Below are 16603 nucleotides of genomic sequence, written 5' to 3' on the forward strand. Positions count from 1 at the left end.
TGGATTATCCGGCGGGGCGGATTACTTCCAGTTCACATCCTGCCGATCAATTAAGTTGAATAGTATTTGGTTGGGTCCGGCATAGATTTCGGCGATTTTCTGCGAGATGTTCTCGTCCGGGACGTATTTTTTCAGCGGTGGCCCCCTCAGAATTTTTGAGGCGAACCGCGCGCCCCGTTTGAACGATTTCACATTCGGAAACGGATTGAGGTAGTTCAGATAGGCTTGGGAGACCCGTATGGGGTCAAAGGAATTAATTTCCTTCTCGGGATTCATCTCCGGATGTCCGGGATCAATGTCCAAAAACCGGCATATGTCTTCCAAAGTCTTATCTGCGGCGCCTTTGATGTCGGTTTCGGTAATAATCACCTTCAGAAGGCTTCGATCAAATAACTGATAATAGGCCTCAAGGTGTTTTGCATATAGCCCCATGTCTATCAGGCCGTATTTCTCACCTAGATGCGCCTTGCGGCCGAAGACGACATCTTCCAAATCCCAATACGGTGAAAACTGGCCGCTTCTGCGGTAATGATTAAAGGCCGAAACCAAGCGGTCTACCGGGTCGCGTAGCACAAAGATCAGCTTTACGTCCGGCAGCAGGCGATGAATGGCCTTATGTATATTCGGAAGATGAGTGCCAAAGCGGCTTTCGTGCGGGGCTGGCGTAATCCACATATAGTTGGGAGTTTTCTCGCCAATCGCGCGCCGCCCTCTCCCTGGGTCGAACTTCCGGCAGTACCAGCCAAAGCCGCGAGCGAAATTTTCTTTGATATTGAAAAAATGCAGCTCGCTCCGGGGCAGGTAGGTATCGGGGTGGCGTTTGAGTGCATTCACCAGCCAGGAAGTCGCAGACTTTGGAGCACCGGCAATGATAAAATTGGGTTTCATATTCGAGCCTCCACGACCCGCTGCGGGATCTGCCCTCGCCGGAATTGCCTATTGGCAGTCGGCAGCGAGGCCGGATGATCCGTTCCTCAAAAAAACTGCCGTGCCTTCGGGCATTCGAGGGAACGGCTGTAGCTAACGTGTAAACCAAGGTCATCGCGCCTCTGGCCCAAAGAAGTAATGCGGAGCGGCTCCGTGGCAAGAAACCGACTTCCGGCTTCGAACTCCGCCCTTAATACGCCAAAAACGTGCGCCCGATCCGTGGTGGATGATGCGACTTGGGCCGCTGAGTAAGTGTCTACGTCCAAAGCGAAACGCGGCGCCTGAAGCAGGCGCCGCGCTTTTGTTTCAAGGGCTGAAAAGTCAGCTCGGAGAGAACTCGGGGTAGGCTTCCATGCCCAGCTCCGCCATGTCCAGACCGTTGACCTCGTCTTCCTCGTCGACCCGGATGCCGAGGGTGGCCCGCAGGATCAGCCAGACGACGGTGGAGGCGACGACGGTGAACACGCCGATGGTCACGATGCCGGTCAGCTGGGTCATCAGCGAGGCGTCGGGGTTGGACAGCACAACCGCGATGGTGCCCCAGATGCCGCAGATCAGGTGGACCGGGATCGCGCCGACCACGTCGTCGATCTTCAGCTTGTCGAGGAAGGGCACCGCGAAGACCACGATGATGCCGCCGATTGCGCCGATCAGGGTGGCCATGCCCAGGCTCGGGGTCAGCGGCTCTGCGGTGATCGACACGAGGCCGGCCAGCGCGCCGTTCAGGATCATGGTCAGGTCAGGCTTGCGGAACAGCACCTGGGTCAGCACCAGCGCTGCCACGGCACCGCCTGCGGCTGCGGCGTTGGTGTTGGAGAAGATGCGGCTGATGTCCGCCACGTCACCGACCGTGCCCATCGCCAGCTGCGAGCCGCCGTTGAAGCCGAACCAGCCCATCCACAGGATGAAAGTGCCCAGGGTCGCCAGCGCCAGGTTGGAGCCGGGCATCGGTACGGTTTTGCCGTCCTTGTACTTGCCGATGCGCGGGCCGAGGATCAGCGCGCCGGTCAGAGCCGCCCAGCCGCCCACGGAATGCACCACGGAGGAACCGGCGAAGTCCAGGAAGCCCATCTGGTCGAGGAAGCCGCCGCCCCATTTCCAGCTGGCCTGCAGCGGGTAGATCACGGCGGTCAGGATCACGGTGAAGATCAGGAAGGGCCACAGCTTGATGCGCTCGGCCAGGGTGCCCGACACGATCGAGGCGGTGGCCGCACAGAACATCAGCTGGAAGAAGAAGTCCGAGCCGGTGGCGGCATAGGAATAGTCATCCGCCGCATCGGCGGTGATGCCGACCGCTTCCAGAACACCGGGGCCAAAGACGCCGGACAGAACCCCGTCCATCGCCCAGTTGCCCAGCGGATACATCAGGTTGTAGCCGATCAGCCAGTAGAACACGGCCGCCAGCGAGAACAGCGCCATGTTCTTGGTCAGCTGCATGGTCACGTTCTTCGAGCGCACCAGACCTGCTTCCAGCATCGCAAAACCGGCGGCCATCCAGAACACCAGGCAGCCCCCGATCAGGAACAGCAGCGAGTTCAGGATGAACACCGTGTCGGTCGCGGGGTTCACGCCGGCCACCGGGCCGTCCTGGGCCAGCGCCAGGCCCGGCAGGGCTGCCAGCGCCAGCACCGCAAGGGGGAGTTTCAGGTTCTTCATAAGTCTTTCCTCCATGGCGGGCGCCTTACAGCGCCTCGAGGTTGGTTTCGCCGGTGCGCACCCGCACAGCCTGTTCGACATCCAGCACGAAAATCTTGCCGTCACCGATCTTGCCGGTGCGGGCGGTTTCGGCGATGGCGCTGACGGCGGGCTCGGCCAGCTCGTCCGGGACCACCAGCTCCAGTTTCACCTTGGGCACGAAGTTCACTTCGTATTCGGCCCCGCGGTAGATTTCTGTATGCCCGGCTTGCGCGCCGAAGCCCTTGATTTCATTCACCATCAATCCGCTGACGCCCAGTCCAGTCAGTGCCTCTCGGACCTCGTCCAGCTTGAAGGGCTTGATGGCGGCTATGATCATTTTCATCTCAGTACCCCTTGGGTTGCCCAGTTTCCGTCCAATGTTTGCCCTCAGGCGCTGTCCGTTGCGGGGCAGCTGTCAGGCGCGTTTGCATCTGCAGAAAAGACGCTGGGCCGAGTCGTGCCTATAAATTGGGAGCAGGTTTCCGCGTGCAGCGCGCCGGGCGCACAAAAATTTTGCGCCTTTTGGGGCAGTCGCCTAAAAACCGGACATCTGGAAAAGCAGGTTTGCGGGCTTCTGGCCCCTCTACATTCCCATGGCGCCGGGGTATTGTCGGCGCAAACGGGTAAACCGGGCAGGACTTCGAGATGGCACAAGGAAACGGGCGCAAGCCCTTGGTGGCAGACAAGCGCAATTATGCAGGTGGCAAGCGCAAGCCTGCCGCCGCCAAGACGTCCGGGCGCAAGCCGGCGACGGGCAAGCGCCGTGGAGGCTTCAGTCTGCTGGGCTTGTTCCGGCCCAGGAAACCGGCCCCCAGACCGGTGCGGAAAAAGCGCGGCCCCCTCGGCCTGCTTCTGGCGCCCTTCGTCTGGGCGTTCCGGCTGCTCTGGGGCTTCACCTGGCGCATTGGCATGGTGGCCTGCTTGCTGGTGGCGGTCGCAGTGGCGTTCCAATACGCAAGATTGCCCGAGGTCTCGGCCTATCTTGACGGGCGCGCGCGGGGATCGGTCACCTTGCTGGACCGCAATGGCGAAGTCTTCGCCTGGCGGGGGGACCAGTTCGGCGGCGTGGTGCGTGCCGACACCGTCTCGCCGCATCTGAAGAACGCCATCGTCGCGACCGAGGACAAGCGCTTCTACCAGCATTTCGGGATTTCGCCGCGCGGCATCGCCAGCGCCATCCGCATCAACCTGCGCGAAGGGCGGGGGCCGCTGTCGGGGCATGGCGGCTCGACCATCACCCAGCAGACCGCCAAACTCCTGTGCCTGGGGCGGATCTATGACCCTGCGGAATGGGAGAACGAGCGCGCCTACGAGGCCGACTGCCGCAAGAGTTCGCTGTGGCGCAAGGGCACCGAAGCGATCTTCGCGCTGGCGATGGAGCTGAAATACTCCAAGGATGATATCCTCTCGATCTACATGAACCGCGCCTACATGGGCGGCGGGGCCTATGGCGCCGAGGCGGCCGCGCAGCGCTACTTCGGCAAGTCCGCGAACCAGCTGAACCCGGCCGAGGGCGCGATGCTGGCGGGTCTGCTGACTGCGCCCTCGACGCTGGCGCCGACCAATGATCTCAAGCGTTCGCAGGATCGGGCCGCGACGGTGCTGCGGCTGATGCAGGAGCAGGGCTACCTGACGACGGCCGAGATGACGCGGTTTCAGAACAACCCGGCCGGGCTGAGCGAGGCAGCGGCAGCGCGGGCCGGGGGCTACTTTGCGGATTGGGTGATGGACAGCATTCCCGATTTCCTTGGCGATCAGACCACCGAGGACGTCGTGATCCGCTCGACCCTGGATCAGCGACTGCAACGTGCCGCCGAGGAGGCGCTGAAATACGTCTTTGAGAACAAGGTCCGCGAAGGCTCCAAGGCGCAGGCCGCGATCGTGGTGATGAGTGCCGACGGCGCCGTGCGCGCGCTGGTCGGTGGACGAAAGACGCGGGTGTCGGGCGTGTTCAACCGCGCGACCCAGGCCAAGCGGCAGACCGGGTCGGCCTTCAAACCCTTCGTCTATGCCACCGCGCTGGAACTTGGATACTCGCCCTATGACCGGGTGCTTGATGCACGATACTGCATGAACATTCCCGGATCAGGCCAATGGTGCCCGGAGAACTATACACGCAAGTTCTATGGCGAGGTCACCCTGGCGCGGGCGTTGCGCGATTCCCTGAACGTGCCTGCGGTCAAGCTCTCGGAGGCGGTGGGCCGCGACAAGGTGAGCCGCGTGGCGCGCGATTTCGGCATCGACAGTGATCTCGCGGCGGGACCTGCGCTGGCGCTCGGCGCGTCCGAAAGCACCCTTCTGGAGATGACCGGCGCCTATGCGGGCATCCTCAACGGCGGTTCTTCGGTGACGCCCTACGGGGTGAATGAGCTGCGGCTGGTTGCCGACAGCGAGGCGCTGATGGGCGCCAGCGGCGGCATCGGGGAGCGGGTGGTCCGCACCGAAGCGGCGCAGCAGCTGGTCTGGATGATGGAGAAGGTCATCTCCGAAGGCACCGGGCGACGGGCGCAAATCCCCGGCTGGCAGGCCGCGGGCAAGTCCGGCACGACATCGGCAGCAAAGGACGCCTGGTTCATCGGCTTCACCGCGGATTACGTGGCCGGCGTCTGGATGGGCTACGATGACAACACGCCGCTGACGGGGGTGACGGGCGGCGGCCTGCCTGCCGAAATCTGGCGGGAAACCATGGTGCGGGTCCACGAGGGGCTGGAGCCAAAGCCGCTGCCGATGCTGGAGCCTGCACCGATCGCCCCGCCGCCGCAGCCCACCCGACGAGAGCGTCGCAAGCGCCAGGTGCCCAACCTGGGCCAGGAGCTGGGGCGTGCCGTGGACAATATCCTGCGCGACATTCTGGGCAACTGACGGCCTGTCCCAATCTGTGCCGACAATTGGCGCAGAAAGGGGCGTGCTCCCGCCCGGCTCGGCGCCCCCTGCGGGGCGCTTGCGCCGGTTGGGCCCGGCGCCGCACCGGGGGTGCGGCGCGCGTCGCACTCCTTGGCGGCCCTGTTCAAGACGTCGGATCACGGGCGCATGTCGCATCATTGGTGCCATGGCGCAGGGCGGACGAGCTGGACGGTAAACGGCGCGCGCGAAACGCGAAAAAAGGCTCCCTTTTCAGGGAGCCTTTTCTGTGTGTCCAGTCACGGGGCTCGGCGGCTGTTCGGATTTGACGGCGAGCCCGGTGTCTATTCGTTTCTCGACCGGCCTCAGCCCTGGCGTTCCAGTTCCGCGATCAGCGCGTTGATGTCGCCGCCCTTGCTGTCCAGAATCGCGCCGATCTCGGTGCGTTCGGTCAGCAGGAGGTTCACACCCTCGATGAACATGTTGAAGAACAGGTCCTTGCCCGACCGGTCCGACACGAGGAACGTCACTTCGAACGGCGACTGGCCCTTGAGGTAGGCGATGGTGCTGACCTCATACCACTTCTTCACCTTCTTGACGCCGGTGACTTCCAGCTTGCCGCCAATGAACTCCCGGAACCGCTTGCCGTACTTGCGCGCGATGTAGCCCTGGAACGCCTTGGAAAACGCACGTTTCTGGGCCGCGCTGGCCCGGCGACCATCCACGCCCAGGGCGTAGGCGGCGATGTAGGAGGTGTCGCTGTAACGCGAGAAGATGCGCTCGAACTCGCGGAACATGGCGGTCTCGCCCTTGCCGGATTCGATCACCCGGTTGATGTCGCCCACCAGGTTGTTGATCAGCGTGCTTGCCCGGCTCTCGGTCAGCGCCCAAAGCGCCCCGGGGGCGGAGACGACTGCGGCGGCGCCAGCGGCAAGCGAAGACAGGAAAGTACGGCGGTTCATCATTCAGAATCCTTCAGTATCCAGTTCGAACGGGTCGATTTCCTTGATCTCCGCTCCGTCACCCAGCTCGAACCGGCGATTTTGCAGGTAGATCAGGCGCGATTGCGCATAGCTGTCGGCGCTCTCGTAGAGAATCGAATCGATGGTGTCGGAATAATTGCCACGATCCCCCATCCGCCGCACGATCTCAGCGTAGATGCTGATGTTCTTGGCGGTATTCTGCTCGACATAGCCCAAGGGGTTCAGAACGAAGTCCACTGCGATCCCCGCGGCATCGCGGCTGGTCGACGGGCCAAGCAGCGGCAATTCCACATATGCGCCTTCACCCACGCCCCAGGCGTGCAGCGTTTCGCCGAAATCGGTGTCAACTTCCGGCACGTTGAAATCCGATGCCGGATCGCCCAGCCCGCCAATCCCGAAGATGGTGTTGACGACAAAACGCGTCAGCGCGGCGCCGGTGGATTTCAAATCGCCCTGCAGCAGGGCGTTGACGGCCTGCCCCGGCATCGACAGATTTTCCGCGAACAGGCCGAAACTTGTGACCATATCCGGCGGAACGATCGAGACGTAGCCCTTCGAGGCGGGGCGGAACACCAGCCGGTCAACGCCGCGGTTGAAGCCGTGAACCGCGCGGTTGGTATTCTCGTAGGGGTCAAAAACTTCGCCTGCGCTGCGGGCCACCGGATCCTGTGTGGCACAGCCTGCAGCCAGCGCCGCCAACACAAACACCGCCGGGATTTTTAGTAGTCGCAACATGAAAGGCATTCGGATAAGGGTCCACTTGATAAGGGGGCGGCGGATCAAAAGCGACGTAAGAGCTTTCCGGCCGTTTTCCAGTCTGATTACATTTTTTTACCTGCCTTGGGCCAGAACTGCTACAAATCAGCCCTGAGCCGAGGCCACGGAACCACTATTGCAGTCTGATCATGAATAAAAGCATTTATAGGAACGGCTACGAAGAGCTGCGCGCGGTGCGGCGGCAAAGCCGCGGACTCTACTGGTCCGTCGGAATTTTCAGCTTCTTCGTGAACCTGCTGATGCTCACCGGGCCCTTGTACATGATGCAGGTCTACGACCGGGTTCTGGGGAGCCGGTCCGAGGCGACCTTGCTGGCGCTGTCGCTGCTCGTGGTGTTCCTCTATGGCATGATGGGGCTGCTGGATTATTCCCGCGGCCGCATCATGGCGCGGATCGGGGCGCGGTTCCAGGCTGCGCTGGATCGGCGGGTGTTCGATGCGATGATCCGACGTTCCGCGGTGGCGCAGGATCCGGCCGCGCAGACCGGCCTCAGCGACCTTGAATCTGTGCAACGGCTGATCGCGTCACCGGTGCTCGGGGCGGCCTTCGACCTGCCGTGGACACCGGTTTTTCTGGCGGGCATTGCGCTGTTTCACCCCTGGTTGGGACTGCTGGCGCTGGCCGGCGGCGCGGTGCTGGTGCTGATCGCGGTGCTGAACCAGATCTTCACCCGCGTGCCGATGCAAAAGGCCAACATGACCGGCCACAAGGCCAACCTCATGTCCGAGGAAATCCGCACCGAGGCGGAGATGATCCAGTCGATGGGGATGCGTGGCGCGTCCTTCTCTCGTTGGAAACAGGCCCGCGATGCGGCGCTGGCGGACAGTGTCGCTGCCAATGACACCGGCGGCGGTTTCACCACGCTGACCAAAACGCTGCGCCTGTTCCTGCAATCGGCGATGCTGGGATTGGGCGCCTACCTGGTGCTGCAGAACGAGGTGACGCCCGGGGCGATGATCGCGGGCTCGATCCTGATGGGCCGCGCCCTGGCTCCGATCGAACTGGGGCTGGGTCAATGGGGCATGGTTCAGCGCGCCCTGAAGGGCTGGCACAGCCTGGCCGAGTTGTTGGACAAGGTGCCGGAGGAGGCTGACCGTACCGCGTTGCCAAAGCCAAAGGCGCTTCTGGAGGTGCAGGGGCTGGCCGTGGTGCCGCCGGGCGGCAACACGCCTTTGCTGCGAAACGTCAACTTCCGGGTGCAGCCCGGCCAGGCGATCGGGGTGATCGGCCCGTCCGGTGCCGGCAAATCGACCCTGGCGCGGGCGCTGACCGGGGTCTGGCGGCCAGCCGCCGGGTCGGTGCGGCTCGACGGGGCATCACTGGACCAATATGCGCCGGACGTGCTGGGCGGCCACATCGGCTACCTGCCGCAGCGCATCCAGGTCTTCGACGGCACCATCGCCCAGAACATCGCCCGTCTCCAGCAGGAGCCCGATGCCGAGAAGGTGGTTGCCGCCGCGCGCAAGGCCGCCGCTCACGAGATGATCCTGAAGCTGCCCGAGGGCTATGACACCAAGGTCACAGCCTCCGGCGGGCGGCTGTCGGGGGGGCAGATGCAGCGGGTCGGCCTTGCACGCGCGCTGTATGATGACCCGGTGATCGTGATCCTGGATGAGCCGAACTCCAACCTCGATAACGAGGGCTCGATCGCGCTCAACCAGGCGATCAAGCAGATCAAGGCCGAGGGCCGCTCGGTCCTGATCATGGCGCACCGTCCGGCTGCCATTCAGGAATGTGACATGCTGCTGGTCATCGACAAGGGCACACAGACCGCCTTTGGCCCCAAGGACAAGGTCCTGCAGGAAATGGTCGCCAACCATCAGAATATCCGCCAGGCCACCGGTGCCGGAGGTGTGCGATGAGCGCTGCAAACCAATGGACCGCGCGGCGGCCGATGATCCTCGGGGTGCTGACCTTGCTGGTGCTGGTCGGCGGTTTCGGCACCTGGTCGGTAATGTCCTCCATTTCCGGTGCGGTGGTGGCCTCGGGACGTCTTGAGGTCGACCGCAACCGTCAGGTGGTGCAGCACCTGGATGGCGGCATCGTCGCCGAGATCCTGGTCGACGAGGGCGACACCGTTGCCGAGGGCGATACGCTGATCCGGCTCGACGCGACCGAGCTGATGTCGCAGCTGGTGATCACCGAAGGCCAGCTGTTCGAGCTGATGGCGCGCCGTGGCAGGCTGGAGGCCGAGCGGGACGAGGCGGACGCCATAACCTTTGACCCGGAGCTGCTGGAGGCGGCCGAACGCCAGCCGGATGTGAAGGATCTGGTCGAAGGCCAGCGTCGGCTGTTCCAGGCCCGCAAGGACACCACCGCGCGCGAGATCGAGCAGCTGGAAAAACGTCGCGGTCAGATCGAAGAGCAGATCCGCGGTATCCAGGCGCAGCAGAAATCGATGCAGGTGCAGCTGGAGCTGATCGAGGAAGAGCTGAGCAACCAGCAGTCGCTTCTGGATCGCGGCCTCGCGCAGGCGACGACCGTGCTGAACCTGCGGCGTACCCAGGCCAATCTGGACGGCCAGCTGGGGGAGTTGGTCGCTGCCGAAGCGCAGGCCGAGGGCCGCGTCACCGAGATCGACATCGAGATCCTCAAGCTGGCCACTGGGCGGCGCGAGGAGGCCATCAGCCGTTTGCGTGATCTGCGTTACCAGGAGCTGGAGCTGGCCGAAACGCGCCGCTCACTGCGCCAGCGTCTGGCACGGCTCGACATCACGGCGCCGGTTTCGGGCGTGGTTTACGGGCTGCAGGTGCAGACGCCGCGCTCGGTGATCCGCCCGGCCGATCCGGTGCTCTACCTCGTGCCGCAGGACCGCCCGCTGGTGATCGCAGCGCAGGTGGCGCCCACCGACATCGATCAGCTGTACACCGGCCAGCAGGTGACCCTGCGGTTCTCGGCGCTGGACCAGCGCACCACGCCGGAGCTCTTTGGTGAGGTCACACAGGTCTCGGCGGATGCGTTCGAGGATCCTTCGAGCGGTCTGTCCTACTACCGGGCCGAGATCGAATTGAACCCCGGTGAGCAGGGACGGCTGCCAGCCGGTACGGTGCTGCTTCCGGGGATGCCGGTGGAAAGCTACATCCGCACCGCCGACCGCTCGCCGCTGGCCTATCTGGTCAAGCCGCTGGCCGATTATTTCAACAAGGCCTTCCGCGAAAGCTGATGTTGCCCCAGTGCGATGGGGCGTCGGCGCACCTTTTCGTGCGCCGCAAGCGGGCAGGGGCTCGGAGCGGGCGGATGGCGCAATGCCACGCCGCCGCTACGCATTTGCTCTTTCCGATTTCGCGGCGGGCGAGTAGCGTCCGACCAGAACTGAACTGGAGGAATGCCACCATGAGCATCGAAGCAAAGCTGAAAGACCTGGGCGTGACCCTGCCCGACGCACCCGCCCCGGCGGCAAACTACGTGCCCTATGTGGTCAGCGGTGACATGGTCTACATCTCTGGCCAGATCTCTGCGGATGAAAACGGCCTGATCACCGGCACCCTTGGCGCGGACATGGACGTCGAGGCAGGCCAGGCTGCGGCCAAGCGCTGCGCCATTGCCCTGCTGGCCCAGCTGAAGGCAGCCTGCGACGGCGATCTGGAGCGCCTTGTGCGGGTCGTCAAACTGGGCGCCTTCGTCAATTCGACCGCCGATTTCACCCAGCAGCCGCAGGTCGTGAACGGCGCGTCCGATTTCCTCGTCGAGGTGCTGGGCGACATCGGGCGTCACGCGCGTTCGGCCGTCAGCTGCCCGTCTTTGCCGCTGGGCGTGGCGGTGGAGATCGACGGCGTATTCCAGATCCGATGACACCGGCCCTGCCAGCCGAGTTCCTGGCCGTGCCGCTGGCGCATCGTGCCCTGCATGATGCCTCGGCGGGGCGGCCCGAGAACAGCCGCGCGGCGATCCGCGCGGCGTTGACCGCGGGGTATGGCATAGAGATCGACCTGCAGCTGTCCGCCGACGGCTGTGCCATGGTGTTTCACGATGATGATCTTGACCGTCTCGCGCAGGCCCGAGGCCCGGTCCGGGCCCAGAGCCGCGACCAGCTGCGCGCCACGTCGTTGAAAGGTGGCGACGGTGAGGGCATCCCGGATCTGGCCGAGGTGCTGGCGATGGTGGCGGGACAAGTTCCGCTGTTGATCGAGCTGAAGGATCAGCATGGCCAGATGGGGCCGGGGGACGGTCGGTTGGAGAAGGCCGCCGCGGCCGCGCTGGACGGGTATCAAGGGCCGGTGGCGCTGATGTCCTTCAACCCCCATTCAGTGGCGGCGATGGCGCAACTGTCGCCAAGGCTTGCGCGGGGACTGGTCACCAGCGCCTACGTGCCGCAAGACTGGCCCGAGCTGCCGGAGGCGACCTGCGACCATCTGCGCGGCATTCCGGATTTTGACCGCAGCCACAGTGCCTTTATCAGTCACGAGGCAAGCGATCTGGCGCGCCCGCTGGTGCAGCGCATGCGCAGCGAGGGGGTGCCGGTCTTGTGCTGGACGGTGACTTCGGCGGCGCAGGGGGCCGCGGTGCAGGCGCTCGCTGACAACGTGACCTTTGAAGGATACCTGCCGCCGCTAACATCTTGATTAAGCAGGGGCACACCCCACATCATGGAAGCGGTGCGGAGGAAATCCATGGATCACGCTCAGATCAAGATTCAGCTGCTGCCATCTTTGACGCAGATCCCGGCGGCAGAGTGGGACGCCTGCGCGTGCCCCGAGGTTGCGCAAGGGGGGCGGGCGCGCGATCCCTTCACCACCCATCGGTTCCTGCTGGCGCTTGAGCAAAGCGGTTCGGTGGGGCCGGGGACGGGCTGGCAGCCGCAGTATCTGACCGCCTACAAGGACGCGCAGCTGATCGCCTGCGCGCCGCTTTATGCCAAGGGGCACAGCCAGGGCGAATACGTCTTCGACCACAACTGGGCGCATGCCTATGAGCAGGCCGGCGGGCATTATTACCCCAAGCTGCAGATGGCAGTGCCGTTCACACCGGTCACCGGACGGCGATTCCTGGTGCGCCCCGGCTTTGACGGCGTCGGCCACTCGGCCCTGTTGCAAGGCGCGGTGCAGCTCGCCTCGCAGAACAACCTGTCGTCCCTGCACATAACCTTCTGCACCGAGGACGAGGCCCGGCTGGGCGAGGAAATGGGCCTGATGCGGCGCAGCAGCCAGCAGTTTCACTGGCAGAACGAGGGCTATTCCGATTTCGAGGGCTTCATGCGGGCGCTGTCGTCGCGCAAGCGCAAGAACATCCGCAAGGAACGCATGCAGGCGCAGTGTTTCGGGGGCGAGATCAATGTCTATCAGGGCGATCGCCTGCAACCCGCGCATTGGGATGCCTTCTGGGAGTTCTACCAGGACACCGGCGCCCGCAAGTGGGGCTCGCCCTACCTGACGCGGTCCTTCTTCGACCTGCTGCATCGCACCATGGCCGATGACGTGGCACTGGTTCTGGCTGAGCGCAACGGCCGCCCGGTGGCAGGTGCCTTGAATTTCATCGGCCGCGACACTCTTTTCGGCCGCTATTGGGGCTGCACGGAACATCACCCCTGCCTGCACTTCGAATTGTGCTACTATCAAGCCATCGAACTGGCGCTTGCCCTTGGGCTGCAACGTGTCGAGGCCGGCGCGCAGGGGGAACACAAACTGGCGCGCGGGTACCTGCCGCGCCAGACCCATAGTCTGCACTGGATCGCAGATCCGGGCTTTGCCGAGGCGGTTGGCCGCTACCTGGAGGCCGAACGCGCGGCGGTCGACGAGGAAATCGAAATCCTCACCGAATATGGCCCGTTCCGCAAAGCGCAAGTAGAGGAAAAAGAATGACCGAAAAACTCTCCGACGCCACCCGCGGCCCGCTGCTGCAGCCGCTGTTCGCCACCGGCTGGAAGATGGTCGAGGGGCGCGATGCGATCACCAAGACCTACAAGTTCACCAATTTCGCCGATGCCTTCGGCTGGATGACCCGCGCCGCGATCTGGGCGGAAAAATGGAACCACCACCCGGAGTGGAGCAATGTCTATAACCAGGTGACAGTGGTGCTGACCACCCATGATGTCGACGGCATCAGCGCCCAGGACGCCAAGCTGGCGCGCAAGATGGACGGGCTGTTCGGCGAACCTCAGGACTGAGCCGCGACAAGTATCGCGGCGTCATCGCGCCAGTTGAGCCCGTTGAAACAAGGCAAGGCGCGTGGTTCGCAAAATGGGTCAGCAGGACTGCCCCAATGTTTCCCGCGCGAAACATTGGGGCATGGCTTCTGACCTGATTTTTAACAGAAAATTAAGCACCGGCAGCGATCCGGGCAGGACCGCCGCCGCAGGTTTGCGGGCGGGTCAGCCCATCGCGTCCAGCAGGCCTTCACCCGCTGACAGTTCGCACTGGCCGGGGTTCTCTTCCTTGTTGAGGATCTTGACCTCGCCGTCTTCCACCAGCATCGCGTAGCGCAGCGAGCGGCCGACCAGACCGGCCGCGGGGGCGTCAAAGCGCATGCCCAGGGCCTCGGTCAGTTTGCATTCGGCGTCCGACAGCATGGTGATACCTGCCTCGGTTGCGCCGGTATTGTCGCCCCAGATCGACATCACGAAGGGGTCATTGCCGGCCAGGCAGATGATCTCGTCCACGCCCTTTTCGGCGAATTTGTCCTTGGTGCGGATGAAGCTGGGCACATGCGCCGAGTGGCAGGTGCTGGTGAAGGCGCCGGGGACAGCGAAGATCACCACTTTGCGCCCTTTCAGCTTGTCGGCCAGTTGGACCTGCTCGGGGCCGTCCGCTCCGATCCGCGTCAGGGTGGCGTCTGGCATCTGGTCTCCAACAGAAATCATGGCAGGTTCCTCTTTCTCATGATTGCGTTTCGGTTGCCCCATTCGGTAGGGTCCGCCCAAAGCGTGACTGGAACTAATGCGAGAGGCAAGCGGAGATGTCCCATATCGTCGTGATCGGAGCCGGGCAGGCGGGGTCTTCGCTGGTGGCGAAGCTGCGTAAGGATGGATTTGACGGTGACATAACGCTGATCGGTGCCGAGGACGTGCTGCCCTATCAGCGCCCGCCGCTGTCCAAGGCGTATCTTCTGGGCGAGATGGAGCTGGAGCGTCTGTTCCTGCGACCGGCGAGCTTTTACGCCGACAACAACATCACCCTGAAGCTCGGCCAGCGTGTCACCGGCATCGACACCGCGGCCAAAACCGTGTCGCTGGGGGATGAGGTGGTCGGATATGACCAGCTGGCGCTGACCACGGGCTCGGACCCGCGTCGCCTGCCGGCCGCGATCGGCGGCGATCTGGAGGGCGTGCATGTGGTGCGCGGTCTGGGCGATGTGGACGCGATGGCACCGCAGGTCCGCGAGGGGGCCCGGGCGCTGATCGTCGGAGGCGGCTACATCGGGCTGGAGGCGGCCGCGGTCTGTGCCAAACGCGGCGTCAAGGTGACGCTGGTGGAAATGGCTGACCGTATCTTGCAACGTGTCGCCGCGCCGGAAACCTCCGATTATTTCCGCGCGCTGCACAGCGGCCATGGGGTCGATATCCGCGAGGCCACCGGGCTGGAGCGGCTGGAAGGCGAGGGCGGCAAGGTCACGCGCGCCGTGCTCAGCGGTGGCGAGGTGCTGGAGGTGGATTTTGTCGTCGTCGGCGTCGGCATTACCCCGTCCACGCAGCTGGCGGAGCTGGCCGGGCTGGACCTGGACAACGGCATCAAGGTTGACGCGCAGGGACGGACCTCGGACGCATCGATCTGGGCCGCGGGCGACTGTGCCTCCTTTCCGTATCGTGGTCGGCGGATCCGGCTGGAAAGCGTGCCCAACGCCATCGACCAGGCCGAGGTGGTGGCGCAGAACATGCTGGGGGCGGCCAGGGACTATGTTGCGCAGCCCTGGTTCTGGTCGGATCAATACGACGTGAAGCTGCAGATCGCCGGGCTGAACACCGGGTATGACACGGTGGTGACCCGCCAGGGCGCGGGGCTGCAGCGATCGTTCTGGTATTACGCCGACGGGCAGCTGGTGGCGGTGGACGCGATGAATGATCCGCGAGCCTATATGGTGGCCAAGCGCCTGATCGACATGGGCAAGACCGCCGACAAGGGGGTGGTGGCAGATCCGGCGGCGGATCTGAAATCACTGCTGAAAGCGTGAGGATCATCGCAGGCGAATTCCGCGGCCGGGCGCTGGCGGCGGTGGGCAAGGGGGACGCGGGCGCGCATCTGCGCCCCACGACCGACCGGGTGCGCGAAAGCCTGTTCAACGTGCTGATGCACACCGGTGCCATTCCCGGCGCGCGGGTGCTGGATCTGTTCGCGGGCACCGGTGCCCTGGGGCTGGAGGCACTGTCGCGCGGCGCGGCCGAGGTGCTGTTCGTCGATGACGGCCGGGTGTCGGGCGGGCTGATCCGCAAGAATATCGGCCTGTGCCGGGCGGAAGACCGTTGCACGCTGGCGCGCCGCGATGCGCTGAAGCTGGGGCAGAACCCGGATGCGCCTTTCGACCTCGTGTTCCTCGATCCGCCTTACGGCAAGGGCCTGGGGCAGAAAGCGCTGACCGCCGCCGTGGCCGGTGGCTGGATTGCGCCGGAGGCGCTGGTTGTCTGGGAGGAAAACACCCCGATGGCGGCTCCCGAGGGGTTCACGCTGCAGGACAGTCGCAAATATGGCGACACCCATATCACGCTGATGTGGCGCGAAGCGGCCGAGTGACCGCGGCGCGCAAGGAGTAAACCGCATGCCACCGACCTTTCCGACACCCAAGCTGGTGATCTTTGACTGCGACGGCGTGCTGGTCGACAGCGAGCGCCTTACCAGCCAGGTGCTGGTGGACAACCTGGCCGCCCACGGGCTGAGGCTGTCTGTGGAACAGGCGATGGCCCAGTTCGTCGGGGGCACCATGGCGGGGGTGATGCAGAAGGCACGTGCGATGGGCGCCGATCTGCCGTCGGATTGGGTGGACGAAATCTACGCTGAAACCTACGCGCGACTTGCACAGGGGGTGCCGCTGGTCTCCGGCATCCCAGAGCTGTTGGCGCGGCTGGATCAGGCGCAGATCCCCTGCTGCGTTGCCTCCAACGGCAGCGAGGAGAAGATGCGCATTACCCTGGGCCAGAACGGGCTGTGGGAGCGGTTTCACCCGCAGGCGATGTTTTCGGCGCATGCGCTGGGCGTGGCCAAGCCGGAGCCGGGGCTGTTCCTGGCGGCAGCCAGCCATTTCGGCGTGCAGGCCCGCGATTGTCTGGTGATCGAGGACAGCGCCAGCGGTGTCACCGCGGCCCTGCGCGCGGGCATGCGCTGCCTTGCCTATGCGCCCCATGGCGATGGCGCCCGCCTCGCGGAACTGGGAGGCGAGCTGGTCCGTGACATGGCCGAGGTGCCCGCACGGTTGTCGATCTGACAGGGATCATCTGGCCCTGGCCGCAAGGGGGCTTAAGGGGCCTAGGGGGG

The 16603-nt window shown here is 64.2% G+C and carries 16 protein-coding genes; 10 read left to right on the top strand and 6 right to left on the bottom strand.

What is annotated here, in order from left to right:
• Positions 1-21: 21 nt before the first annotated feature.
• The 3 genes from ACZ52D_RS10475 to ACZ52D_RS10485 all read right to left on the bottom strand — a co-directional run bounded on the left by ACZ52D_RS10475 (position 22) and on the right by ACZ52D_RS10485 (position 2947).
• Complete coding sequence (locus tag ACZ52D_RS10475) at positions 22-888, bottom strand: sulfotransferase domain-containing protein (RefSeq protein ID WP_464441263.1); 867 nt, start codon at positions 886-888, stop codon at positions 22-24.
• A gap of 360 nt (positions 889-1248) precedes the next feature.
• On the bottom strand, positions 1249-2583 hold the full coding sequence (locus ACZ52D_RS10480; RefSeq protein WP_369926885.1) for an ammonium transporter: 1335 nt from the start codon (positions 2581-2583) through the stop codon (positions 1249-1251).
• A 25-nt stretch (positions 2584-2608) separates the two neighbouring features.
• Positions 2609-2947 carry a P-II family nitrogen regulator gene (locus ACZ52D_RS10485; RefSeq protein WP_222454837.1) on the bottom strand — a complete coding sequence of 113 codons (339 nt, stop codon included), beginning with the start codon at positions 2945-2947 and terminating at the stop codon, positions 2609-2611.
• Positions 2948-3249: 302 nt separating this feature from the next.
• Between ACZ52D_RS10485 and ACZ52D_RS10490 the strand changes: the two genes are divergently transcribed.
• The gene (locus ACZ52D_RS10490) at positions 3250-5466 is read left to right on the top strand and encodes a transglycosylase domain-containing protein (RefSeq protein ID WP_464441264.1); all 2217 of its coding nucleotides are present in this window, start codon (positions 3250-3252) and stop codon (positions 5464-5466) included.
• Between the two features lie 344 nt (positions 5467-5810).
• Here the strand turns inward: ACZ52D_RS10490 and ACZ52D_RS10495 are convergent, their stop codons facing one another.
• The gene (locus ACZ52D_RS10495; protein WP_222454839.1) at positions 5811-6407 is read right to left on the bottom strand and encodes a Tgt2/MlaC family protein; all 597 of its coding nucleotides are present in this window, start codon (positions 6405-6407) and stop codon (positions 5811-5813) included.
• Between the two features lie 3 nt (positions 6408-6410).
• Positions 6411-7163: an MlaA family lipoprotein gene (locus tag ACZ52D_RS10500; RefSeq protein ID WP_369926608.1), complete on the bottom strand. Its 753-nt coding sequence runs from the start codon at positions 7161-7163 to the stop codon at positions 6411-6413.
• Between the two features lie 170 nt (positions 7164-7333).
• On the opposite strand from ACZ52D_RS10500, the gene ACZ52D_RS10505 reads away from it, so the two are divergent.
• From ACZ52D_RS10505 to ACZ52D_RS10530, 6 genes are all read left to right on the top strand, one after another.
• Positions 7334-9067: a type I secretion system permease/ATPase gene (locus tag ACZ52D_RS10505; RefSeq protein WP_464441265.1), complete on the top strand. Its 1734-nt coding sequence runs from the start codon at positions 7334-7336 to the stop codon at positions 9065-9067.
• Entirely contained in the window at positions 9064-10368 is a 1305-nt protein-coding gene (locus ACZ52D_RS10510; protein ID WP_222454842.1) for an HlyD family type I secretion periplasmic adaptor subunit, read from the top strand. The genes ACZ52D_RS10505 and ACZ52D_RS10510 overlap by 4 nt, the downstream gene beginning before the upstream one ends.
• Before the next feature lie 170 nt (positions 10369-10538).
• Positions 10539-10997, top strand: a complete 459-nt coding sequence (locus ACZ52D_RS10515; protein ID WP_369926611.1) for a RidA family protein — start codon at positions 10539-10541, stop codon at positions 10995-10997.
• Positions 10994-11767, top strand: a complete 774-nt coding sequence (locus ACZ52D_RS10520) for a glycerophosphodiester phosphodiesterase family protein (RefSeq protein WP_464441266.1) — start codon at positions 10994-10996, stop codon at positions 11765-11767. The genes ACZ52D_RS10515 and ACZ52D_RS10520 overlap by 4 nt, the downstream gene beginning before the upstream one ends.
• 48 nt (positions 11768-11815) lie before the next feature.
• Complete coding sequence (locus ACZ52D_RS10525; protein WP_464441267.1) at positions 11816-13003, top strand: GNAT family N-acetyltransferase; 1188 nt, start codon at positions 11816-11818, stop codon at positions 13001-13003.
• Positions 13000-13308, top strand: a complete 309-nt coding sequence (locus ACZ52D_RS10530; RefSeq protein ID WP_222454846.1) for a 4a-hydroxytetrahydrobiopterin dehydratase — start codon at positions 13000-13002, stop codon at positions 13306-13308. Before ACZ52D_RS10525 ends, ACZ52D_RS10530 begins: the two co-directional genes overlap by 4 nt.
• Before the next feature lie 204 nt (positions 13309-13512).
• Here ACZ52D_RS10530 and ACZ52D_RS10535 read toward each other — a convergent pair whose 3' ends face one another.
• Positions 13513-14001 (bottom strand): peroxiredoxin, encoded by a 489-nt coding sequence (locus tag ACZ52D_RS10535; RefSeq protein ID WP_222454847.1) that lies wholly within the window; start codon positions 13999-14001, stop codon positions 13513-13515.
• Positions 14002-14096: 95 nt separating this feature from the next.
• On the opposite strand from ACZ52D_RS10535, the gene ACZ52D_RS10540 reads away from it, so the two are divergent.
• Genes ACZ52D_RS10540 through ACZ52D_RS10550 form a run of 3 tightly spaced genes read left to right on the top strand, consistent with a single transcriptional unit; the run spans position 14097 to position 16553 of the window.
• Positions 14097-15308: an NAD(P)/FAD-dependent oxidoreductase gene (locus tag ACZ52D_RS10540; protein WP_464441268.1), complete on the top strand. Its 1212-nt coding sequence runs from the start codon at positions 14097-14099 to the stop codon at positions 15306-15308.
• Complete coding sequence (rsmD, locus tag ACZ52D_RS10545; RefSeq protein WP_417472978.1) at positions 15305-15865, top strand: 16S rRNA (guanine(966)-N(2))-methyltransferase RsmD; 561 nt, start codon at positions 15305-15307, stop codon at positions 15863-15865. The genes ACZ52D_RS10540 and rsmD overlap by 4 nt, the downstream gene beginning before the upstream one ends.
• 25 nt (positions 15866-15890) lie before the next feature.
• Positions 15891-16553, top strand: coding sequence for an HAD family hydrolase (locus ACZ52D_RS10550; RefSeq protein WP_369926620.1), 663 nt, complete (start codon positions 15891-15893; stop codon positions 16551-16553).
• Positions 16554-16603 lie beyond the last annotated feature (50 nt).

This window comes from Leisingera sp. S2M4 (assembly GCF_055398055.1).

Coding starts and splice junctions, on each gene's coding strand:
- ACZ52D_RS10475 (WP_464441263.1), bottom strand. CDS start 888: ATGAAACCCAATTTTATCATTGCCGGTGCTCCAAAGTCTGCGACTTCC.
- ACZ52D_RS10480 (WP_369926885.1), bottom strand. CDS start 2,583: ATGAAGAACCTGAAACTCCCCCTTGCGGTGCTGGCGCTGGCAGCCCTG.
- ACZ52D_RS10485 (WP_222454837.1), bottom strand. CDS start 2,947: ATGAAAATGATCATAGCCGCCATCAAGCCCTTCAAGCTGGACGAGGTC.
- ACZ52D_RS10490 (WP_464441264.1), top strand. CDS start 3,250: ATGGCACAAGGAAACGGGCGCAAGCCCTTGGTGGCAGACAAGCGCAAT.
- ACZ52D_RS10495 (WP_222454839.1), bottom strand. CDS start 6,407: ATGAACCGCCGTACTTTCCTGTCTTCGCTTGCCGCTGGCGCCGCCGCA.
- ACZ52D_RS10500 (WP_369926608.1), bottom strand. CDS start 7,163: ATGTTGCGACTACTAAAAATCCCGGCGGTGTTTGTGTTGGCGGCGCTG.
- ACZ52D_RS10505 (WP_464441265.1), top strand. CDS start 7,334: ATGAATAAAAGCATTTATAGGAACGGCTACGAAGAGCTGCGCGCGGTG.
- ACZ52D_RS10510 (WP_222454842.1), top strand. CDS start 9,064: ATGAGCGCTGCAAACCAATGGACCGCGCGGCGGCCGATGATCCTCGGG.
- ACZ52D_RS10515 (WP_369926611.1), top strand. CDS start 10,539: ATGAGCATCGAAGCAAAGCTGAAAGACCTGGGCGTGACCCTGCCCGAC.
- ACZ52D_RS10520 (WP_464441266.1), top strand. CDS start 10,994: ATGACACCGGCCCTGCCAGCCGAGTTCCTGGCCGTGCCGCTGGCGCAT.
- ACZ52D_RS10525 (WP_464441267.1), top strand. CDS start 11,816: ATGGATCACGCTCAGATCAAGATTCAGCTGCTGCCATCTTTGACGCAG.
- ACZ52D_RS10530 (WP_222454846.1), top strand. CDS start 13,000: ATGACCGAAAAACTCTCCGACGCCACCCGCGGCCCGCTGCTGCAGCCG.
- ACZ52D_RS10535 (WP_222454847.1), bottom strand. CDS start 14,001: ATGATTTCTGTTGGAGACCAGATGCCAGACGCCACCCTGACGCGGATC.
- ACZ52D_RS10540 (WP_464441268.1), top strand. CDS start 14,097: ATGTCCCATATCGTCGTGATCGGAGCCGGGCAGGCGGGGTCTTCGCTG.
- ACZ52D_RS10550 (WP_369926620.1), top strand. CDS start 15,891: ATGCCACCGACCTTTCCGACACCCAAGCTGGTGATCTTTGACTGCGAC.